Here is a 19552-nt window from a genome sequence, read left to right as displayed (position 1 = left end):
GACTGCTTGCATTGGGCTTAATTGGTTGAGAATTCCCGAACCGGACCCTCGAACTTTTTTTGGCGTAAATTTTCTATTGGCGCGCAACGAATGCCGCTTGCAACCGGCTGTAGATCGCGACGCTTTCGCAAACGAAGGCGCGGCTGGAAACGATGCATTCACCATCCCGGCCGAATGGGCTCTTCGCCGCAGTCCGGCCCTTAGCGTTCGCTTAATGCGAGTCTGACACGGTGACTAGCGACGACAGGGGGCGTCCCGGCGCGTTCTCTCTCTTTGTTGAGAACGACCGACAGGCCGAGGCGCGAGAGCCGTGAGTGTGTTGAGTATCATCCGCGATTGTCTTGATGCGTTGCTGCATCCATCGGCTCGAACTGATGCGATGACGCGCGCGCGCCATCGCGCCTTCATCGCGCCACGCCTGCTCGGCAGCCTTGCCGCCTTCGCCGTGTTCCCGGCCTATCTCGCGATGCGCGGCGCGCCGAGCGCGCTCGAGGTCGGCGCGCTGGCGTGGCTGATCGCGCCGATCCTGCTGTCCTGGTATTTGTCGCGCACCGGCCGCTACGAGAGCGCCTGCGCGCTGTCGTCGCTGGCGTTGTCGGCGCTGATCATGGCCGTGTCGGTCGAGACCGGCGGCATCGAGTCCTTCGCCGCGGTGTGGCTGATCGTCGTTCCTCTGGAGGCCGCGTTCTCCGCCTCGCGCCGCGTCGTCGTGTTCTCCGCCGCGCTTGCGCTGTCCTGCGCGCTGCTGCTGATCCTGATCGGTCATCTCGGCTGGCTGCCGAAGCCGGAGACGAATCCGGCATTGCGCACCGGCCTGCTCGCCTTCGGTGTCGCCTCCGCCACGCTCTACGCCGCCGTGCTGGCCTTCGCCGCCGACACGCTGGCGCGCACCAGCGTGACGCTGCTGTCGATGGAGGAGGAGCGCTATCGTCTGCTCGCGCGCAACATGAGCGACGTGATCTCCCGTCACCGCCGCAACGGCGCCGTCATGTTCATCTCTCCTGCGGCCGAGACGTTGCTCGGAGCCTCGGTTGCCCAGCTGCAGGGGCATGGCCTGTTCGAACGCGTGCACGTCGCAGACCGTCCGGCCTATCTCACGGCGCTCTCCGAGGCGGCCGGCGGCAGCGAGGCGTCGAGCGTCGAGTTCCGCCTGCGGCGCGATGGGGCGGGCGAGGTTCGCGGAGCGCAGCATCCGGGCGACTTCATCTGGGTCGAGATGCGCTGCCGGCCGCTCGACCGGGCCGGTCTGACGCCTGCGGGATCGGAGCAGGAGGTGGTCGCGGTCATGCGCGACGTCACTGATCGCAAGCTGCAGGAGCAGGCGCTCGAACTGGCGCGCAACGCGGCGGAGCGCGCCGACGCGGCCAAGACGCGGTTCCTTGCCACCATGAGCCACGAGCTGCGCACGCCGTTGAATGCGATCATCGGCTTCTCGGAAATGCTGATGCAGGAGCAGGTGCTGGTGTTGAACGCGGCCCGGCGTCGCGAATACGCGCAACTCATCCACGATTCCGGTCAGCATCTGTTGTCGGTGGTGAACGGCATCCTCGACATGTCGAAGATGGAGTCCGGCAATTTCGAAATCACGCCGGAGCCGTTCGCGCCGCGCGCGGCGCTGTTCAATTGCTGCAACCTGCTGGCGCTGCGTGCGCGCGAGAACGGTGTCGATCTGTCGGCCGATGCGCCGCATGATCTGCCCGTCATCACCGGCGATCCGCGCGCCTTCAAGCAGATCGTGCTCAACCTCGTCTCCAACGCCATCAAGTTCACCGAGCGTGGCGGCCGGGTCACGGTGTCGGCCGGCGTCGATGGTCAGCGTCTCCTGATGCGAATCACCGATAATGGAGTCGGCATCGCCGCCGACGATCTCAAGCGGATCGGCGATCCGTTCTTCCAGGCGGGCAAGACCTATCAGCGTCGGCATGAGGGAACCGGACTCGGTCTCTCGATTGTCAAGAGCCTCGTGAACTTGCACGGCGGCGAAATGTCGATAGAAAGCAAGCTCGACGAGGGGACGACGGTCTCGGTCGCGCTGCCGATCAATTACGTCGCCGAGGCGACGGGCGCCACGATCACGCCGCTGTCGCCTTCGCGGTCCGCCCAGCCGGGGCAGATGATCCAGGTGAAGAAGAGTGCCTAGACGAGTTGCAGACGATGATCCGGCGCCGCCGCGCCGTCGCAAGCGCGCCACTGCGGCTGCCGCCGTCGTCGAAGCGGCCGACGAGCGCGGCTGGCTGATGCGCGCGATGCTCTACAGCCCGAAGGATCTGCTTGCCGGCCTGCTGGCCTGCGCTGCCGGAAGCGCGATCATCGTCAACGCCGTGTTCCTGCAATCGGGGCCGCACCCGGCGCCGATGTTCGGTTCCATCGTCACCATCCCGCCGGTGCTCGCCAGTTCCAATCCTCTGCCGCGGCCACGTCCGCTGGACGCGGGCATTTCTCCGTTCGATCCGAAAGTGATCGAGACCCGGCCGCCGGAGACGCGCGCCACCGAGCCGCGGGTGACCGAGCCGCGTGCGGCCGATGCGCGCTCGGATCAGAAATATGCCGACCCGCTGGCTGATCTCGTCAGGTCCGTCAGTGGCGGCCAGAGCAACACGCCGCGTCCGCAGCCGACGCAGCAGGGCGGCAATGCGCGTCGTGTCGCCGCGGTTCAGCGTGCGCTGACCGAATATGGCTACGGTCAATTGAAGCCGACGGGAATGATCGGCTCCGACACCCAGACCGCGATCCAGAAGTTCGAGCGCGAGCGCAAGCTGCCGGTGACGGGGCAGGTGTCGGATCGGCTGGTCCGCGAGCTTGCAATTGTCATCGGTCACCCGATCGAATAGAGCAGGCCGTCGGCTGCCCTTGCAGCGCGCTTTCATCTGGCCTGAACATCATGCGACTGAAGACGAGCATCTGGGTCAGCGCCTACCTGCGCCGCTGCCAGTCGGCCGGCGTGTTCGGCGCGATCAGCCACCGCGGTGCGGAGGAGGCCGGCGCGGTCTTCATCAAGGTCGCGCTGATGGATCGCACCGCCCAGCTCTACGTCCCGGCGCCGCAAGCCGTCTACGACGACAGCCGGCCATTCGAACGTCTCTTCGTTTCCGCCTGGCCGCAGCCGATCGCTGAATTCGAGGTCGACGAGCGTCTCCGCAAGGAGCTGCGCTTCGACCCCGATGCCTGGATCGTCGAGACCGAGGACAAGCAGGGCCGCCACTTCCTCGACCTCGCGCGCGAGCAGCCTTGAGGCGTCACCGCTTGAAGCCGTCGGTCCCGGTGCGCACGATCGGCTTCGACGAGCCCGGCGTGCCGACCCGCGCGGTGCTGCCCCGGACGTGCTGGCGTTCGTCGTCGTACAGCGCCGTGCGATGCTTCGCCCGGATCGCCGCCATCGCCGAGCCGCGCCAAGCCGCCAGCATGATCAGTGCCGCGCGCTCGCTGAGGCGCTCGTAGAAGCGGGACAGCCGAAACACCGTGTGGACCGACTGGCCCATCTCCGGCTTGAGGAACAGCAGCACGCGCTCGAACACCGGTGCCGGCATGCCCAGCGCCTTGGCGGCGCAGGCGAGCAACTCGCCACTCTCGTCGTTCATGACATCCTGGGTGATGCGCGCGGGCAGGATCAGGCTTTCGCCGATCTCGATCGTGAAGGTCTCGGCGTCGGCGTTGAACGCGGCCATCTCCAGCGCCTCGATGGCCTGCGCCGCGCGATGCTGCGGCGTCGGCGCGGCTGGCTTGAGCGGCGCCGTGGCCAGGTTCTGCAGGATTGCGATGCGCTCTTTCGCACCGGCGCGCAGGAACATCTCGGCGAGCTCGGCCGCATCCTTCGGCTGCATCGCCAGTCCCACGATGGCCGAATCGTCCCGCGCTGGCGCCTTCGCTGATGGCGAGCGGAGCGCTGGCGGAATGAGGCCTGCGAGCGGCGGCATCGGCGCATCCTGCGCCGGCCGCAGCCCGAGCTTGTTCAGGATCTCGATCGGCGTGCCCGGATAGATGGCGAGGCGTGCGCGCACGGCGGCACGCGTCGTGTCGTCGACGTCATCGACCAGTCGTGAAACCAGCTCGACGAACTGCCGCTCCTCGTCCGCAGAATGTGTGCTCGCTTGAACGTAGAGATCGGTGAGGACGCGCAGCAAGGTCGGCTTTATGTCGACGCCCTCGCGGCGCGAGAGCGTCAGCAGCCCGTCGAAGCCGGGGAACAGCGATGATCTTGTCATGTCGGGTACGCAACTTCGGCAATCGTTGAGCCGATTAGAGACCAACTGTTTTAATGGGCCGTTAAGGAAAACAATCGGTGAAGATCGGCCGAATTTTCCCGGTGAGACAAAGGCGCAACGCTGGCTTGCCTTTTCCCCCGCGAATGCACGTCATCCGTGTTCCGGTGCGGCGCATTAATATCCTCTTAACCACGTCCTGATCTTAATCGATCCGTTCGATGATCTCGCCTTGGCCTCGTCACGCCGCCGGCCTGATCCTCGCCGCGTTGGATGCCGCTTCGTCTGTCGTTGCGATGGGCATCCGTGATCGTCAGTTTTGCGTGCTCTCTTGCCTGCGAAGTTCGGGCGATGGGGAGTTTGAGGGGGTAAGAACTTCGGGCACGAAAGAGAGTAGACATGGCGACCATCATTGAATTCCCGGCGGACGTTGCGCGTCGCGCGCGGCCTGCCGCGACCGGCGCGCCGCAGGAGGGCATGGGAACGATCCTGATTCTTCCCGTCGTTCGGATCGAGCGCGAGAGCACGACCGACGATCGCGGCCCCCGCGAGGGCGCAGCTCCAAGCCGCCGCCGCCGTCGCCGCTGACATTCAGGGGAATGGGAATGCCGGCCATGATGCTTCCGGTCCGGCGTGCCGCGCCGATCTTGACATTGTTGATCGCAGGCGGGCTGCTCGGCGCCTGCAGCGGCGGGGATTTCGGCCGCACGCGCGCCGACATGCGCAACGACGACATGCACAAATGGATCGGGGCGGAAGCCACGGCCAGCGTCGGCGTCAGGCCATCGCAGTTCCAGCTGACCGACAATGAGCGCCAGCTGCGCGACCTCGCTTATCCGCTGATCGAGCCGCCGCATTCGCGCCCCGCCTGGAAGGCGGTGTTCGGCGACTATCAGCCGTCGCCGTCGCCGTGGCGCCAGAAGGTGGCGTTCGACCGCACCGCCTATGGTCGCGCCCTGATCGACGAGCCGCACCGTTCGCATGCCTCGCGCTATGCGCAGCTGATCGACGACGTGCGTGACGACATCACGCGCTTCGAGCCGTTCTTCGCCTCCGCGATCCGCGTCATCGATCTCGACCGCAAGCGCGACGCCAGTATGAAATACATGACGGAGCTCTCGCCGCGCGAGAAGGCCGACGCGGTCGCGCGCATGCAGGAGAATTCGCTGATCGTGCAATGGGTGCAGATCAGCCTGGAGCAGCGCGTCTCGTCCTATCGCTGGGCGCTGGAGCGCCTGGTGCTGCAGGCGCCCGACGGGATGGCCGCCGAGGCCGATCGCCTGATCACGGAGCTGGCCTCGCAGACCGCCAATCCGCCGGTGGCGGCGCGGCCCTTCATCGAGCGGCCGCTGACGACGCGGGGCTAGCCCGGCGCGACCTTGCGACGCCGGCCCGGCTTGGCCGCTGTTCGTTTCGGCGGTGTTGTCGCCCCACGCGGCCTCGGCAGCGCCGACGCTCTCAACGTCGCGATCAGCGTCCTCAGCGCCTCGGTCGGCGCGCGTGACGCCGGGTAAGCCAGTCCGACCTGCCGTTTCAACGTCATCTCGATCTCGCGGACGGCAACGTCGCGTCGGTCCCGAACCTCGCCTTCGGGAACGATCGCCACGCCGACGCCGGCGGCAACCAGCGCCAGGGCCCAATCTTCCGTCTCGGCGATGGCGGCGATCTCGCGCGGCTTGCCGCTGCGGCCGGCCAGCACGCTGTGCTCGCAATGACAGCGGTCGATCATCGCGACGTCGGCGAGATCGGCCGCCCGCAGGCGCGGCTTCAAGGTGAGCGGATGAGCGAGGGGCAGGGCCGCGACGTAGCGCTCGCTCCACAGCGACAGGAAATGCTCGGCGTCGCCGGCGAGGCTTCTCGCGATGATGCGCGCGTCGGCCTGTTCGGTCGGACCGACGATGTGCAGCCTGAGATCCTCGCGCGCCGTGAGTGGCTTGAGCAGCGCCGTCACGCGCCGGCCGTCAAGAGTGCGCATCAGTCCGAGCTTGAGCACCTGCTTGGGTGCGCCATGCCGGAACAGGTTGCGGGCCGCGTCGGCCTCGTCGACGATCCGGCGCGCGATCGGCTGCAGACGTTCGGCTGCTTCCAGCGGCACGACACCCTTGCGGTGACGCAGGAACAGCTCGGCGCCTAGCTCGGTCTCGAGATTGGCGATCGCCAGCGAGATCGACGGCTGCGAGACGTAGCACCGCGCCGCGGCCCGGGTCAGGCTGCGTTCCTCGAATACGGCGGAGAAGTAGCGAAGCTCGCGGATATCCATAGGCGAAGCCTATCTCAAGTATCACCGAACAATATTTTACTTATCGCAGGCCCGCACGCAAGCATGCGCAGGATGTTGCAGCTTGAGGCCTGGGAGGAGATCGATGCGCGTCCACCACATCAACACCGGCACGATGTGCCCGCGAGGAGGCCGGCTGGTCAGCGGCAGCGGCAGCCTATTTGCACGCGCCCGGCTGGTCTGCCATTGCCTGCTGATCGAGGACGAAGACGGGCTGGTGCTGGTCGATACCGGCATCGGCAGCGCCGACATCGCCGATCCCGCAAGATTGGGTCCGAACTGGGTGAGGCAGGCCGCGCCGCAACTCGATCTGGCTGAAACGGCGCTACAGCAGGTGAGGGCGCTGGGGTTCTCGCCCGACGACGTCAGGCACATCCTGCTGACCCACCTCGACCGTGATCACGCCGGCGGCATCGGCGACTTCCCGAAGGCCAAGGTGCACGTTCATCGTGCGGAGCACGCGATGGCCGTCGACGGGGCTCCGCCACCGCCGCGCGGCCGCTACGTGACAAGTCAATGGCGACATCGCCCCGACTGGCAGCATTACGACGATGATGGCGAGGACTGGTTCGGCTTCCGTGGCGTTCGCGCGGCCGTCGGGCGCAGCGGCGATATCCTGGTCATTCCGCTGCCCGGCCACACGCCCGGACATTGCGGCATTGCCGTGCGTCGGGGCGACACATGGCTGCTGCACGCGGGCGACGCCTATTTCTTCCACGGCCAGCTCGACGCGCGGCCGCGCATGCCGCTGCTGCTGGGCCTGTTTCAGCGCAAGGGCGACCTCGATCGTGCGACGCGCTTGGCCAACCAGGCGCGGCTGCGGCGCCTCAAATGCGATCATGGCGACCAGGTCACGATCGTGAACAGCCACGATCCCGTCGACTACGAGAAGTGCCGCTGCGGTCTGCAGCCCGCCTCTCTCAGTCCGGCCGGACGACGTTGAACGCCTCCTCGAGCAGATGCGGCGTATGCTTGCCGGTCGCATCGCGACAAGCACGCTCGAAATAGTCAGCCAGGGCCGGGCGGAAGCGCGGATGCGCGGCCTTCTCGATGATGATGCGGGCGCGCTGCTTCGGCGACAGGCCGCGCAAATCGGCGAGGCCGCGTTCGGTCACCAGGATCTGAACGTCGTGCTCGGTGTGGTCGACATGCGTCACCATCGGCACGATGCTGGAGATCGTGCCGTTCTTGGCCGTCGATGGCGTCATGAAGATCGACAGATAGGCGTTGCGGGCGAAGTCGCCGGAGCCGCCGATGCCGTTCATGATGCTGCTGCCGCGGACATGGGTCGAATTGACGTTGCCGTAGATGTCGGCCTCGATCAGGCCGTTCATCGCGATGACGCCGAGCCTTCGGATCACCTCGGGATGGTTGGAGATCTCCTGCGGCCTGAGCACGATGCGGTCGCGCAGGAACTCGATCTCGCGGTTGAATTCGAGCGCAGCCTCCGAACTCAGCGAGAGTGCGGTGGCGGAAGCGAGATCCATCCGTCCCGACCGGATGAGATTGAGCATGCCGTCCTGCAGGACCTCGGTGTAGGCGGTCAGATGCGGGAAGGGACCTTCGTCGAGCCCGGCCATGACGGCATTGGCGACATTGCCGACGCCGGACTGCAGCGGCAGGAGATTGCGCGGCAGGCGGCCCTGCTTCACCTCGTGTTCGAAGAACTCCAGGATGTGACCGGCGATCGCGCCGGAGACCTCGTCCGGCGCGGCGAAGGTCGTGTTGCGATCCGGCGCATGGGTCTCGACGATGGCGATGACCTTGTCGGGGTTGCAGCGATAGGTGGTCTCGCCGATGCGGTCGCCGGCCGCGACGATCGGGATCGGCGTGCGATGCGGCGGCAGCCGCGTGCCGTAATAGACATCGTGCATGCCGAGCAGCGCCGGGTTCATCCACGAATTGACCTCGATGATGACGCGGTCGGCCTGGTCGAGCCAGGTCTTGTTGTTGCCGATCGAGGTCGAGGGGATCAACCGCCCATCGGGCAGGATGCCGGCGCATTCGATGACGGCGACGTCGAGATGACCTAGGAAGCCAAACCAAACGAATTGCGCGACATGGCTGAGATGCAGGTCGATGTACTCGATGCTGCCGGCATTGATGCGCTGGCGCGTCGTCGGATCGGACTGATAGGGCAGGCGCAGATCGATGCCATTGGCCTTGGCGAGCGCACCGTCCAGCTCGGGTGCCGTCGATGCGCCGGTCCACACGCCGATGCGGAACGGCTCGCCGCGCGCATGCGCGGCTTCGATGCGGCGCGCCAGCGCCATCGGCACCGCCTTGGGATAGCCCGAGCCGGTGAAGCCGCTCATGCCGACGTGGCTGCCGGGCTCGACCAGCGCGGCGGCATCATCCGCCGACATGATCTTGGCGCGCAGCGCCTGCGACATCACCTGTGATGAGCTCATTCCGCCAACTCCATGCGCGGACCGTTTCGACCCGCCAAAGCCCGCGCTGTTTAAGATGGGCTTTGCCGCGCCGGTTTGACACGGGTCAATCGGCGCACCCTGCGCATCACAGGCCTGCAAGACGGGCGCGTCGCAGCTCCCGCACCGTCGCCGCACGCGAGCGCTCCGTCAGCATGTTGGCCTTGCTGTAGCGCGGATCGCTGGTGACCTCGTCGCCGACCCAGTCGGGAAGCGTCACGCTCGTCGTCTCGGTCGGCACTTCGATCTCCGCGATGACGACGCCTTCGAGCGCGCCGTGGTAGACGTCGACCTCCCAGATGCCGCTGTCTCCCGGCACGTAGTGACGGGTCTTCTCGAGGATGCGCCCCTCGCAATGCGCGAAGATCGCCTCCGCATGATCGGCAGGAATCTCGTATTCGAACTCGTCCCGCGTCAGGCCGCGACGGGCGCTCTTCACGCAAAGCGTCGTGCGGTTGCCGTAGCAGCGGACGCGCACCTTGAGTCCGTCCTGACGTGCGACGAGGCCGTCGCGCAGCCGTTCAGAGTGCGTCGTCTGATCCCGCCAGGCATCGGTCCTGACGAGAAACTTCCGTTCGATTTCGAGGGGCATGACCTGATGTTGAGCGAAGCTCCGACGTCCTGTTACGTCAATAGCAGCGGCGCGAGACAACTACTATGCCACGAAGGATGAAGAGAGCATTGTCGAACTCGTCCAAACGGTTCGTAGCGACTTACCGCTTGCTCCGCGGCTTCTCCGACTTTGCCGGCGTCTCGGCCTGCAAGCCGCAACTGGCTGCCGCAAGGGTGGCCTGCGCCTGCGGCATGAGGCCCGGCTCGGCGGCCAGCGCCTTCAAGACGATCAAGCCGGTCGTCGTCGGCGAATCGATGATGAGCCGGTCGGCAGCCGTGACCTCTTCGTCCTCGGGCAGATCCTCGTGCTGGGTTTCGGTCATCAGGTCGAGCTCGATCACGCGCTTGCCCGCGGAGCGATCATTGATGGCGTAATAGGCGATCTCGTTGCGCGTGTAGAACGACACCGACGTATAGGCCTGGCTGACGGGGACCGTGAGCTTCAGCGGGCCCTCGGACAGATCGTAGCGGCAGATCGCCATCGCGAAGGCCGGGTCCATGAACGGCATCGGCGAGTTGCCGGGGTCGGCCAGCGGCAGCGGCGTGACCGCGTTGAGCTTGGTCATCGGCGCCAGCCGCGAATAGGCGTCCTGCGTCGAGATCCGCGGCAGCGCCAGCACGCTGACGAGGTGGACCACGCCGCCGAGCAGCACGCCGACGACCACGGTGAACAACAGCCGGATCATGATGGACAGCCCACGGTCGAGATCGAGGGCATCGGTGCATCACGCTGGGTGCGGGTCGCGACGCCCACCGGCGTGTCGTAGAGCCGGAGCATCAGCGCATAACGCTCGATGCCGCCGGTCGGCAGCCAGTTGCCCGCACGCGAGCGCGCGGCCACGCGAATTTCGAACGAGCCGTCGGCGCCGCGCACCAGTTCCTGACTGGTGAAGCCGTAGCGCTGCAGCGAGTTGGCGACGAGATGGCCTTTGCGGTCGTACAGCGTGAGCGTCCAGAACCGGGCCGGCGGCGTGACGCCGCTGACGAGGATGTCGCAGCGGCCGTCGAGCGGCTTCTTCTTGTCGTCCGTGGTGGCGGTGAAGGCGACGCCGTCGCCGGTGCCGATCGGCAGCTCGCCATTGCGGGTGATGGTGGCGCGCGCGTAGGGGTCGACGTCGGCCGTACCGGTTTTCGGCCGCGCGGTCCAGGCGCCGATCGTGAGCGTCCCGAATTCGGTGCCGCGCGTCGTGGTCATCCAGGTCGCGCCGATGCCGACGCCGGTGGCGATCAGGAGCGTGACCATTGTGATGAAGAGCAGCCGCACGGGAAATCGCTGTCGTCAGTTCTTGCGCAGGGCAGGGGTGGCCACGCCATCGGCCGTTGCCGCGGCGTAGTTCTCGGGGAAAGCCAGCGCGCTGGACGATACCGGCTTGCCCGGCTTGCGTGGGTCGGCGGGCGCGGCCTTCTCGGCGACGCGCGCGGCCTCGTCGAGCATCTTCTCGACCTGGACCAGGACCTCGGCGCCACGGCGGGTCAGGATCGGCGGCGGTCCCGGCTTGATCTCGAGCGTCTTCGGCTGGCCGGCCTGCGCCATGGCCGCATTCGCCGCCTGCGGCAGCTTCTCGCCCATGCCGACGCCGGGCAGCTCCTTGACTTCGACGCCTTGATGCGCGGCGAGCATGATGTCGTGCCATGTCTGTGCAGGCAGCGAGCCGCCCGTCATGCGGTTGGTCGGCGAGTAGTCGTCATTGCCGTACCAGACCGCACAGGTGAAGTTACCGGTGTAGCCGACGAACCAGGCGTCGCGGTAGGCATTGGTGGTGCCGGTCTTGCCGGCGGTCGGAATGCCGTCGAGCGCGGCACGCCGGGCGGTACCCTCGCTGACGACGTGGCTCATCATGCCCGCCATGTCGGCGGCGACGGAAGCGGGAATGGCCTGCCTCGGCTTCGGCCCGTCGCGGTCCCAGCGCCAGACCAGATCGCCGGCGCCAGTGCGGACCTCCAGCACGGAATGTGGCGTCACCGCCTTGCCCTTGTTGGGGAAGGTCGCATAGGCGACGGCGTGCTCCAGCACCGTCACTTCGTCCGAGCCGATCGGCATCGAAGGGGTGTCGGGCAGCGGTGCCTTGAGGCCGAAACGGCGGGCGACTTCGACGATCTTGGCGCGGCCGGCCTTCGGGCCGTCCTTGCCGCCGAGCGCGATCGACAGCTTCACCGGAACGACGTTGATCGAGCGCGTGATCGCCTGGGTCAGCGTCACCGAGCCGGAATAGGAATGGCCATAATTCTGAGGGCACCAATTGCCGATGCAGACCGGGCCGTCGACCACGATCGAGGTCGGCTTGTAGCCGTTCAGCAAGGCGGTGGTGTAGACGTAGGGCTTGAACGACGAGCCGGGCTGCCGATAGGCGTCGGTCGCCCGGTTGAACTGGCTGGCGCCGTAGTCGCGGCCGCCGACCATCGCGCGGATGCCGCCGTCGAGATCGGAGACAACGGTCGCGGCCTGGGTCGCGTGATAGTCGCGGCCGAACTGGCGCAGCTGATTCTCGACCGCCTCGTCGGCGGCGTGCTGCACGTTCATGTCGATCGAGGTCCGCACCACGAACACGCGCTCGGTGTAGGACTTCGGGAACGTGTCGACCAGCTTGCGCATCTCGTCGAAGGCGTAGTCGAGGAAGTAGTTCGGCGAGCTCTCGTCGCGGCGGTCGACCGCGAACGCCGGGTTGCGGCGAGCGCCGAACACTTGGCCCTCGGTCATGAAGCCGGCATCGACCAGGTTGTCCAGCACGACGTTGGCGCGGGCGCGGGCGGCGGGCAGGTTGATGTGCGGGGCGAACTTGGTCGGGGCCTTGAAAAGGCCGGCCAGCATCGCGGCCTCCGACAGATTGATGTCGCGCACCGACTTGTTGAAGTAGAAATGCGCCGCGCCGTCGACGCCGAAGGTGCCGCCGCCCATATAGGCGCGGTCGAGATAGAGCTTGAGGATCTCGTTCTTGGTCAGCCGGGTTTCGAGCCAGATCGCCAGGAATGCCTCGTTGACCTTGCGCTCGATGGTGCGCTCGTTCGAGAGGAACAGGTTCTTGGCGAGCTGCTGGCTGATCGAGGAGCCGCCCTGGCGGACGCCGCCGGCCTGGGCGTTGGTGACGAGGGCGCGCGCGGTGCCGGCGATGTCGATGCCGAAATGGTCGTAGAAGCGGCGGTCCTCGGTGGCGAGCGTCGCCTTGATCAGGTTGTCCGGAAAGTCTTCCAGCGGGATCGAGTCGTTGTGCTTGATGCCGCGGCTGCCGATCGGGTTGCCGTAGCGGTCGAGAAAGGTGACGGCGAGGTCGGACTTCTTCAGCCAGTCCTCGTCGGCGGTTTCCCGGAATGCGGGGATCGCGAGCGCCAGCATCAGCACCAGACCGCCGAGGCCGATCGTGGCCGCCTCTGACAACGGCTCGACGAACACCCAGCGCTTCCAGCCGCCGACATAGAAGCGGTCCATGAAGGCCGAATAGCGCTCGTAGAGTTCGCGGGTGCCGCGCAGCGAGGAGAACAGCGCCGAATCGAAGCGGGCGTCGAGATCCAGGCGGAAATTGTTGATCCGCTTCTTCCAATCGTCTGGAATGATCTGCCGCACGGGAACCCTGGTCGTTTCGAAAGCGTGTCAGCGGGCTTCGAAAGCACTCAGCACGCGGGCTGGGCCATCGAAGGGTCTTGCGCGATTGTTGCGGCAAACCCAAGGCACCGCAAAGTGGACACTGCTAGGTTTCGGGCATCTCGACCGGAGATGCCTGCACCCAACCCGCGTTGCCGGCGCCGCAGTGACTCACTCACCTATCTAGCCGAGCGGGGGCCACAAACCAATGGTTCCGCTCACAATTTGATGCACAAAGCTAACGTGCCGGTGCCGCCGGCGCGACGCCCCTTGCGCCGCTCGGGGCCGGGCACCTAGATGGCAGCCACGCCGCCCCCGATGGGATTCGAAGCATGACAGCACCGCTCAAACGTCCCTCGGGCCAGGAGGGATTGTTCTGGAAAACCAAGACCTTGGAGCAGATGTCGGAGGCGGAATGGGAGAGCCTGTGCGACGGCTGCGGGCGCTGCTGCCTGGAGAAGCTCGAGGACGAGGATACCGGCGACATCTATTTCACCCACATTTCCTGCAAGCTTCTGGATGCCGGCCTATGTGCCTGCAAGGACTATCCGAACCGCTCGGACCAAGTATCGGATTGCGTGCGCCTGACGCCTGAGAACGTGCGCACCCTGACCTGGCTGCCGCCGAGCTGCGGCTACCGCCTGGTGGCCGAAGGACGCGATCTCTATTGGTGGCATCCGCTGATTTCGGGCGATCCTCAGACGGTGCATGAAGCCGGCGTTTCGGTGCGCGGCCGGGTCGAGGGCACCGAGGACGACGTGCCGGATGATCAGCTCGAGGATCACATCGTGCAATGGCCGGTGCTGCTGCCGAGGCGCGCCAAGCTCAAGCGGCGGCCGAAATAGGCGCTGCCGGCTCCGATCACTTCGCGCTCGCAGCAACTCAATTCGGCGCGACGGGTCTGGCGCTGTCGGGATGCACCCATGCGCCGGACCCGCTGCCGCGAGGGAAAATTTTGCCTTAAGTAGTTCGCTACTCAGCGAATCCGCGCGGCATGCGTCGCGCCCGGCACAGCAATATTCCCATGAACAAGTTTGATCGGCAGAGCCATTACCCTGCCGTGTCCCAATCCTTGCCCGAAGAGATTGCCGCCGAGCTGCCGGCGATCCCGCCGCAGGTGCAGGCGATCGAGGATGCGCCTGCGATGGCGCCACCGGTGCCGCTGACCCCGGCCGAGGTGCGCACCATCCTGATGAGCCTGCTGCTGACGATGTTCCTGGCCGCGCTCGACCAGACCATCGTCGCGACGGCGCTGCCGACCATCGGCCGCGAGTTTCAGGACGTCACCAATCTCTCCTGGGTCATCACCGCCTACCTTCTGGCCTCCACCGCGGTGGCGCCGGTATTCGGCACGCTGTGCGACATCTATGGCCGGCGTTCGATGATCATTGCGGCGCTCAGCCTGTTCGTGGCCGGCTCCGTGCTGTGCGCGCTCGCCCCGAGCATGCCGGTGCTGATCCTCGCCCGCGGACTGCAGGGGCTTGGCGGCGGCGGAATCATGCCGGTGGTGCAGACCGTGATCTCCGACGTGGTCAGCCCGCGCGAGCGCGGCCAATACCAGGCCTATTTCAGCGGCGTGTGGCTGCTCGCCGGCCTGCTCGGGCCCGTGATCGGCGGCTTCTTCGCCGATCATCTGCACTGGTCGATGATCTTCTGGATCAACGTTCCGCTGGCGGTCGCAGCCTTGGCGCTGCTGCTGCCCAAGATGGGCCGGCTGCCGGTCTTTCACCGGCTGCGCAAGGTCGACTGGGCCGGGGGCCTGCTGCTGATGGCCTCCGCCGTCGTGTTCATGCTGGTGCTGACCTGGGGCGGCCACAAGCTGGCCTGGCTGTCGCCGACCATCCTGGCGATGATCGGCAGCGCCGTGGCGCTCGGGCTCGCCTTCGTCTGGCACGCCAGGCGGGCGGACGAGCCGTTCCTGCCGCTGGCGCTGATCGGCGGCACGGTCGTGCCCTACGGCATGCTCGCCGGCGGCTGCGCGCTCGGCGCCATGATCGGGCTGACCGTCCACCTGCCGCTCTATTACGAGGTGGTCTATCACCTCACGCCGAGCCAGGCCGGGCTCGGCCTCATTCCGCTCGCGGCGATCTCGACCTTTGGCGCCGCGCTCGCCGGCCGGACCATGGCCCGGGTCAAGCACTACAAGCGTGTCGCCATCGCCGGGACCATCATCGGCACCATCGCCTCAGTCGCGATGACCGTGACGACGCCGTCGCTGTGGGTGCTGCTGCTGTTGCTCTGCGTGTTCGGTATCGGCCTCGGAACGGCGTTCCCGATTTCGGTGGTGTCGCTGCAGAACGCCGTGGACCGCGCCCAGATCGGCACCATCACCGGGGCCATGAACTTCTTCCGCTCGATGATGTCATCTTTCGCCGTTGCGGCCTTCAGCGCCATCCTGCTGATGGCGCTCGGGACGGACGTCTCGTTCGTCGAAGGCGCCCATGGCGCGGTCAGCGGCATCGCCGAAGCGGACATGATCCATGCCTTCCGCTACGTCTACGGCGCGGCCACCGTGATGCTGGCCGTTGCCGCGGTCAGCATGATCCTGATGGAGGAGCGTCCGCTCGCGGGGCCGTCGCGCGACAAGACGGTCGAGCTGGCTGAATAGGGCTCCGCAGGCATCCGTCTAGTCCCGCGGCTGCACCACCTCGACATTGTCTTGGCCATGCGAGCCGTCGTCGAGCGATGACTTGACGAGTCCGGCCTCGACGCGGCGGGCGAATTCGGTGCTGCCGCCGCTCGCCAGCTCCTTCGCCTGCGAGATCCATTGCTCGCGCTCGATCCGGCCGGCGAACGCCAGATAGGAGCCGACCCATTTGGCGTGCTCGGGGCTCCATGCTGCGATCTGCGCGAAGTGCCAGATGCCGAGGCCATGCAGCCGTGCCTCGTTCTGCTTGCCGATGCCCTTGATCATCTTGAGATCGTCGGCTTGCCCGCCGCGCGGGGAAGCCAGGCCGAGCGGCCGGCTGCCAGCGTGGGCCTCCTCGTTCTCGACCGCAGGCATCAGCGTGGGCAGCTGCGCCATGAGATCGTTCGCCTCATGCTCGCTCAGGGGCGTGTCGGCCCGATCGTCGATCGTGAGCGCGCCCGACTTCACCGCGGTCGAATGCACGGTATCAACTCCGGCTGCGAGCAGCTTCGCCTGGGCGATCCAATGCTCGCGCTCGATGCGGCCCGGGAACGCCATGTGATGGCCGACCCAGCCGGCATGGGCCGGCGACCAATCCGCGATCTGGCTGAAATGATGCACGCCGATGTCGTTGAGGATGGCCTCGTTCTTCGGTCCGATGCCCTTGATCAGCTTGAGATCGTCAGCGGCGCCGTCGGGGGCGGGAAGGGCCGGCGGACGCCCATCCTCGGCAGCGGTCGATTCCGACGCAGGCTCCGCGACGACGGCGGCGACCTCCGCGGCCAGGCGATCAGCCTCGGCATTCGCCGCGGCTTCTGCGGCCAGACGTTCGGCTTCGGCCTTCGCGGTGGCCTCAGCCGCCAGGCGGGCGGCCTCCGCTTCTGCTTTCGCGACCGCTTCTGCGGCAAGCCGCTCGGCCTCGGCCTTCGCTGCGGCTTCGGCAGCGAGGCGATCGGCCTCGGCCTTCGCGGCAGCTTCCGCGGCGAGGCGATCGGCCTCGGCCTTTGCGGCAGCTTCCGCGGCGAGGCGATCGGCCTCGGCCTTTGCGGCGGCTTCTGCGGCGAGGCGATCGGCCTCGGCCTTCGCGGCCGCTTCGGCGGCGAGCCGCTCGGCCTCGGCCTTTGCGGCGGCTTCGGCAGCGAGGCGATCAGCCTCGATGCTGGCCGCGGCTTGCGCAGCCGGCGACGGGCTGTCGGCCCAAGGTCTCGCCGCCGCGGTCGCGCCGGCGAAGGCGACGCTGTTTCCAGGGCCTCCCGGCGACATCGCGCTGGTATCACCCAGCCCGGCATATTCCTTCAGCTGGCCGCCGGCCAGGCAGCCGAGCACATAGGCGCCGACCATCAGCAGCGCGACCTCGAGCCATAGTCCGGCGCGGCCGGGCAGCACGCTCAGCATCGCCATCAGCGCGCCGATCGCGAAGGCCAGCGTGGCCGGCAACAGCCAGCTCCGCAGCCAGTCCGGGCGCTTGGCATTCGACCAGGTGCTCCAGCCGACGACGCCGCCGATCACGAGCGAGAGGAGGATCCAGAACAGGAACGTCGTCAGGTCGTACATCATGATGTCAGCGCCTCACTTCACGACGAATTCGATGCGGCGGTTCTGAGCGCGGCCTTCAGGCGTGTCGTTGGTGACGACAGGCTTGGTCTGGCCGTAGCCTTCCGAGGTCATGCGCGAGGTGTCGATGCCGGCCTCGCTGATATAGCTGACCACCGCCGCCGCGCGCCGCTTCGAGAGGTCCATGTTGTCCTCTTCGTTGCCGACATTGTCGGTGTGGCCTTCGATCGCGATCTCCGCCTCCTTGCAGCGCTGCGCCACGTCGACGATGTGGTCGAGCAGCGCCAGCGACTCGCGGCTGAGCTCGGCGCTGCCGGTGCCGAAGCGGATGCGGCCCTTGGCGAGCAGGCCTTCGAACGCCGGCTGGCATTCTGAGACGGGCAGAGGCGGGCTCTCGGGCTTGAGCCCGATCCTGACCGCATCGAGCTTGAGATCGCCGGCCGCGTCGGCAAGCTCCTTGCGCACCTGCTCTGCGGATTTGTCGTAGATGGCGAGCGCGTCGATCGAGATGGTCGCGTCCTTTGCGGTCAGCGATGCCGACCACAGTCGCGCCAGCGCCGGAAACGTCGCCTTCAGCGACTTGACGAAATCGTTGGGCGCGCCGTCCGCGATCTTCAGCCCGTCCTCGACCGTCTCGGTGACGAAGGCCGCATTGGCCGCGCCGACGAGATCGCGGCGCGCCGCGTCGTCGGGGACGTAGCCGCTCAGCCGGACGCGGCCGTCCTGCTTCTGCAGGGCGAACGCGTAAGGCGAGACCGGGCCGTCGCGCACGTCGACGGCCGCGAGCGCAAACGGCGCGGGGAGCGCGCCGGCCAGCGTCTCACGCACCGAGGCGCCGGTGACGTTGGCAAGCCCGACGCCGCTGATCGAGACCTTCGTGTCGTTGATCTCGGCGCGCCCCTTCGCAAGCCTGGCGAGCTGCTGCAGCAGACCCGCGCCCACCTTCGCCACGTCGCCGTCGGGCGCACCGCGTGCGATGCCGATCTGGCCCTTGATCGGCTTGCCGTCGAATTGTCCGCCCGCCGCGCCCAGGATCGCCTCGCGCGCGGCCGTGCTGGGCGCGAGACCCGAAAGGCCCAGGCCGGTGCCGTCGAACTCTGCCGACCAGCGATAGGGCTTGATCTCCGGCGGCAGGATGTCGGCTTTCGCCAAGGTCAGGCCCGCGGGCAGCTTGCCGATGGCTGCCATCGCCTCGTCATAGGCGGCCGAGGAGGGCGCTTCGCCCGCAATCGTGTAGGTCGCGTCCGAAATGATGACGCGACCGGTGGTCAGCCGGGCCAGCTCGGCCAGCGCGTAGGCGGTGTAGGCGTTGAAATCGCCCGCCGGCGCACCACGCGCGATCTGCATGTGATGCATCACCGGCGTGCCAGGCGACGCTTTGGCCGCGGCCGCTTCGAGCGCGCGCCGGATCTCGTCGGTCGGAACGACGCCGGACATCACGACCGATTTGCCGTCGCGCACCGCGCTCCAGATGAAGGGCTTCGCCTCGGGTGGAAGAATGGCCACCTTGTCGAGCACGGCGCCGCCGGGCAGCTGTCGCGTCGCGGCGATGGCCGCCTCATAGATGTCCGAAGATGCCGCGGCGCCTGCAATCGAGTAGGCCTTGTCCGCGAGCGAGAACGTGCCGCCATTGAGCTTGCCGGCCTGCGCCAAGCCATGCCCCGCGATGGCAGCGAAGTCCGCAGGCGCCCCCAGCGCATAGCCGAGCCGGTCGACGACCTCGCCGGCCGATGCAGCCCGGGCCGCCTTGAGCAGTGCATCGCGCGCGGCCGGTGTCGGCACGCCGCCTTCGAGCACCAGCTGCGTGGCGTTTCGGGCAGCCCGGAATGCGTAGGGCTTCGGTGTCGGCAGCTTGTCGTAGCTGCCGTCGACCAGCCGCACGCCGTCCACGGCTGCCGCCTCATCCAGCCGGTCGGACTGGTCGGGCCCGAACTCCGGTCCTTCGATGCGAACGTCGCGGCCGGCAACGGAGACCTTCAGCGCCGCGGCGGTATCGGGTGCGGCGGCAGCGACCGCAGCGCGCGCTCGCGGTGCAATATCCTCTTCGACACTCGTTGTCTTGAAGCCGATGGCGACGAGCCACAGCACGGCCACGGCGATCAGTCCCGTCCACCATTTCGATGGTTGATGCATGTGAGAGCCCCTGTTTCCCCACCTGCGCCCGGTTCACCCGGATCGATCAGTCACCGCGAACCGCAAGATCGAGCGTAACAGAATCACCTTTGGAGACCAGCCGTCTGCGCGTTGTGTCCTTGACTATGCACAAGCGGAGAT

General features: G+C 67.1%; 17 protein-coding genes. 8 read left to right on the top strand and 9 right to left on the bottom strand.

Features of this window, described 5'->3' with window-relative positions; translation table 11 throughout:
* Nucleotides 1–379: 379 nt before the first annotated feature.
* The 3 genes from HL666_RS07065 to HL666_RS07055 are packed head-to-tail and all read left to right on the top strand — an operon-like array spanning nt 380 to nt 3232.
* Nucleotides 380–2140, top strand: coding sequence for a PAS domain-containing sensor histidine kinase (locus tag HL666_RS07065; RefSeq protein ID WP_210261773.1), 1761 nt, complete (start codon nt 380–382; stop codon nt 2138–2140).
* On the top strand, nt 2133–2831 hold the full coding sequence (locus tag HL666_RS07060) for a peptidoglycan-binding domain-containing protein (protein WP_172180579.1): 699 nt from the start codon (nt 2133–2135) through the stop codon (nt 2829–2831). Before HL666_RS07065 ends, HL666_RS07060 begins: the two co-directional genes overlap by 8 nt.
* A 50-nt stretch (nt 2832–2881) precedes the next feature.
* Complete coding sequence (locus HL666_RS07055; RefSeq protein WP_172112139.1) at nt 2882–3232, top strand: DUF1491 family protein; 351 nt, start codon at nt 2882–2884, stop codon at nt 3230–3232.
* Nucleotides 3233–3236: 4 nt separating this feature from the next.
* Here the strand turns inward: HL666_RS07055 and HL666_RS07050 are convergent, their stop codons facing one another.
* The gene (locus HL666_RS07050; protein WP_172112140.1) at nt 3237–4202 is read right to left on the bottom strand and encodes a DUF2336 domain-containing protein; all 966 of its coding nucleotides are present in this window, start codon (nt 4200–4202) and stop codon (nt 3237–3239) included.
* 396 nt (nt 4203–4598) lie between these two features.
* Between HL666_RS07050 and HL666_RS07045 the strand changes: the two genes are divergently transcribed.
* Nucleotides 4599–4787, top strand: a complete 189-nt coding sequence (locus HL666_RS07045) for a hypothetical protein (RefSeq protein WP_172112141.1) — start codon at nt 4599–4601, stop codon at nt 4785–4787.
* Between the two features lie 29 nt (nt 4788–4816).
* Nucleotides 4817–5566 (top strand): hypothetical protein, encoded by a 750-nt coding sequence (locus tag HL666_RS07040; RefSeq protein WP_172180965.1) that lies wholly within the window; start codon nt 4817–4819, stop codon nt 5564–5566.
* Here the strand turns inward: HL666_RS07040 and HL666_RS07035 are convergent.
* Nucleotides 5563–6459: a LysR family transcriptional regulator gene (locus HL666_RS07035; RefSeq protein WP_172131050.1), complete on the bottom strand. Its 897-nt coding sequence runs from the start codon at nt 6457–6459 to the stop codon at nt 5563–5565. The two genes, HL666_RS07040 and HL666_RS07035, sit on opposite strands and share 4 nt — an antisense overlap.
* Before the next feature lie 103 nt (nt 6460–6562).
* On the opposite strand from HL666_RS07035, the gene HL666_RS07030 reads away from it, so the two are divergent.
* On the top strand, nt 6563–7420 hold the full coding sequence (locus HL666_RS07030; protein WP_172131049.1) for an MBL fold metallo-hydrolase: 858 nt from the start codon (nt 6563–6565) through the stop codon (nt 7418–7420).
* On the opposite strand, the gene scpC is transcribed toward HL666_RS07030, so the two are convergent.
* The 5 genes from scpC to HL666_RS07005 all read right to left on the bottom strand — a co-directional run bounded on the left by scpC (nt 7398) and on the right by HL666_RS07005 (nt 13077).
* The gene (gene scpC / locus HL666_RS07025; protein WP_172112144.1) at nt 7398–8888 is read right to left on the bottom strand and encodes a succinyl-CoA:acetate CoA-transferase ScpC; all 1491 of its coding nucleotides are present in this window, start codon (nt 8886–8888) and stop codon (nt 7398–7400) included. The two genes, HL666_RS07030 and scpC, sit on opposite strands and share 23 nt — an antisense overlap.
* A 106-nt stretch (nt 8889–8994) precedes the next feature.
* Nucleotides 8995–9498: a CYTH domain-containing protein gene (locus tag HL666_RS07020; RefSeq protein ID WP_172131048.1), complete on the bottom strand. Its 504-nt coding sequence runs from the start codon at nt 9496–9498 to the stop codon at nt 8995–8997.
* Nucleotides 9499–9619: 121 nt separating this feature from the next.
* Nucleotides 9620–10204: a DUF1254 domain-containing protein gene (locus tag HL666_RS07015; protein WP_172112145.1), complete on the bottom strand. Its 585-nt coding sequence runs from the start codon at nt 10202–10204 to the stop codon at nt 9620–9622.
* A complete protein-coding gene (locus HL666_RS07010; RefSeq protein ID WP_172112146.1) occupies nt 10201–10782 on the bottom strand; it encodes a DUF1214 domain-containing protein in 582 nt (193 codons plus the stop codon). Before HL666_RS07010 ends, HL666_RS07015 begins: the two co-directional genes overlap by 4 nt.
* 15 nt (nt 10783–10797) lie before the next feature.
* Complete coding sequence (locus tag HL666_RS07005) at nt 10798–13077, bottom strand: transglycosylase domain-containing protein (protein WP_172131047.1); 2280 nt, start codon at nt 13075–13077, stop codon at nt 10798–10800.
* Between the two features lie 350 nt (nt 13078–13427).
* On the opposite strand from HL666_RS07005, the gene HL666_RS07000 reads away from it, so the two are divergent.
* A complete protein-coding gene (locus HL666_RS07000; protein WP_172112148.1) occupies nt 13428–13940 on the top strand; it encodes a YcgN family cysteine cluster protein in 513 nt (170 codons plus the stop codon).
* A 179-nt stretch (nt 13941–14119) separates the two neighbouring features.
* On the top strand, nt 14120–15703 hold the full coding sequence (locus tag HL666_RS06995; RefSeq protein ID WP_172180577.1) for an MDR family MFS transporter: 1584 nt from the start codon (nt 14120–14122) through the stop codon (nt 15701–15703).
* 18 nt (nt 15704–15721) lie between these two features.
* Here the strand turns inward: HL666_RS06995 and HL666_RS06990 are convergent, their stop codons facing one another.
* Both HL666_RS06990 and HL666_RS06985 read right to left on the bottom strand, forming a co-directional pair.
* Nucleotides 15722–17281 carry a helix-hairpin-helix domain-containing protein gene (locus HL666_RS06990; RefSeq protein ID WP_172180575.1) on the bottom strand — a complete coding sequence of 520 codons (1560 nt, stop codon included), beginning with the start codon at nt 17279–17281 and terminating at the stop codon, nt 15722–15724.
* Nucleotides 17282–17293: 12 nt separating this feature from the next.
* Nucleotides 17294–19411 carry an OmpA family protein gene (locus HL666_RS06985; RefSeq protein ID WP_172180573.1) on the bottom strand — a complete coding sequence of 706 codons (2118 nt, stop codon included), beginning with the start codon at nt 19409–19411 and terminating at the stop codon, nt 17294–17296.
* Between the last annotated feature and the right edge of the window lie 141 nt (nt 19412–19552).

Origin of the sequence: Bradyrhizobium aeschynomenes (genome assembly GCF_013178945.1) — a bacterium.
GTDB classification, from domain to species: domain Bacteria; phylum Pseudomonadota; class Alphaproteobacteria; order Rhizobiales; family Xanthobacteraceae; genus Bradyrhizobium; species Bradyrhizobium aeschynomenes.
The sequence above is the reverse complement of the archived record's forward strand: the minus strand, read 5'-3'. Positions and strand labels throughout refer to the sequence as shown.